Source organism: Streptomyces specialis (assembly GCF_001493375.1).
In the GTDB taxonomy this organism is placed as follows: domain Bacteria; phylum Actinomycetota; class Actinomycetes; order Streptomycetales; family Streptomycetaceae; genus Streptomyces; species Streptomyces specialis.
Genome location: NZ_LN929849.1, coordinates 1 through 1965, shown reverse-complemented (window position 1 = coordinate 1965; position 1965 = coordinate 1). Strand labels below are relative to the sequence as shown.

1 protein-coding gene is annotated in these 1965 nt (G+C 71.3%); it reads right to left on the bottom strand.

Annotated features, from left to right (window positions below):
• Positions 1 to 1868, bottom strand: a 1868-nt coding sequence (locus tag BN2279_RS09475) for an SDR family oxidoreductase (RefSeq protein ID WP_159037171.1), incomplete at its 3' end; no start/stop codon positions are given.
• Between the last annotated feature and the right edge of the window lie 97 nt (positions 1869 to 1965).

The window sequence follows — 1965 nt, the reverse complement described above, 5'->3', positions numbered from 1 at the left end:
ACCCCACGCCACACGCCCCGGCCCGCCACCTGCGCACCGACCTCCTCGGCACCAGCTCGGACATGGCCAACTCGGAAACGACGACCCGGCAACCATCGACGGTCGCGCCCACCGCCGTCCCGGGCGGCCCGGACTGCGAGGCCGGGGAGGTCCAGGCGGGCGGTGCACAACATCGCCTCGGGGGAACCGCAGGCGGCGTCGAAGAGGGCGAGTGCTTCGTCCGACCGCATGGCGACGAGGCCGAGTCGGCGGGTGCGGGCCCGGTCGGCGGCGGCGAGTTTGCTGGTCATGCCGCTGTCCTCGGCCCATAGGCCCCAGGCCATGGCCACGGCGGGGAGTCCCTGGGTGTGCCGGTGCCGGGCGAGGGCGTCGAGGTAGGTGTTCGCCGCGGCGTAGTTGGCCTGTCCGGGGCCGCCGAGGGTGCCGGAGATGGAGGAGAAGAGGATGAATGCGTTGAGGTCGAGGTGCCGGGTCAGTTCGTGCAGGTGCCAGGCGGCGTCGGCCTTGGGACGCAGGACGTTGGTGATCTGCTCGGTCGTCATCGAGGTGACCGTGGTGTCCTCGGTGACACCGGCGAGGTGGATGACGGCCCTCAGCGGGTGGTGTGCGGGGATGGCGGCAAGGAGTTGGGCCAGGGCGTCGCGGTCCGCGGTGTCGCAGGCGGCGATGGTGATGTCGGCGCCGTGCGCGGCGAGTTCGTCGCGGAGGGCGTCGGCGCCTTCGGCGTCGGGGCCTCGCCGGCTGACCAGCAGCAGACGTCGCGCGCCGTGTGCGGTGACCAAGTGCCGTGCCAGGAGGGCACCGAGGACGCCGGTGCCTCCGGTGATCAGCACGGTGGCGTCGGGGTCGGCGGCGAACGGTGACGACGCTGCCGGGGGTGCGGTGATGAGGCGCGGTACGAACGCGGCGCCGTGCCGTAGCGCCACCTGCGTCTCGCCACCGGGCAGTACGCGGGCCAGTGCGTCGGGCAGTGCGGCCCACGAGTCGTCGTCGCCGTCCCAGTCGGTGAGGACGACTCGTCCGGGTTGCTCCGATTGGGCGGAGCGGATCAGGCCCCACACGGCGGCTTGGGCGAGGTCGGGTTCGGTGGTCTCGCCGTTCACCGTCATCGCGCGGCGGGTGACGACCACGAGGCGCGAGTCGGCGAACCGGTCGTTCGCGAGCCAGTCCTGAACGAGGCCGAGGGCGTTGCGTGTGGTCTCGTGGACGGTGTCGCCGGGGACGGCCGCAAGAACGGTGCGGGGGGCGGGCGTTCCGTTGTCGATGGTTCGGGCGAGGGCGGCCAGGTCGGCGTGGTGGGCGGCTGGGCTGTCGGCCGTGTCCCGCGCGGGAGGTGCGAGGGGTGCGAGATACGCGGTGGTGTCCGCCGGGTCGGGGCGGCCGGAGGTGGCGGGTTGCCAGTCGAGGCGGAACAGCGAGTCGTGGGTGGCCTGGTGGCGGGAGCGGGCGGCGATGGCTTCGCGGAGGCGTGTGGCGGTGAACCGGCGCAGGCTGATGGTGCCGATGGAGGCGATGGGATGCCCGGTGTCGTCGGCGACGAGCGCGGTGACGGCGTCGCTTCCGGCCGGGGTGATCCTGATGCGTACGGCCCGCGCGCCGGTGGCGTGCAGGGTGATGTTCTGCCAGGTGAACGGGAGGAGGCAGTCGCCGGTTTCGGCTCCGGAGAGGAGGCCGAGCCAGGAGCAGTGCAGCACGCCGTCGAGGAGGGCGGGGTGCAGTCCGTAGGCGGTGCTGTCGGTGTCGGCGGGCAACGTGGCTTCGGCGTAGAGGGAGTTGCCGTCGCTCCAGACGGCGTGCAGGCCGCGGAAGGTGGGGCCGTAGCCGAAGCCGAGTGCTTCGAGCCGGTCGTAGAGCTGTCTCTTATACACATTCCCGAGCCCACGAGACAGGCAGGAATCTCGTATGCCGTCTTCTGCTTGAAATCAACAACAAAGATTCACTCATTGTAGTTGCCACTCACACAAA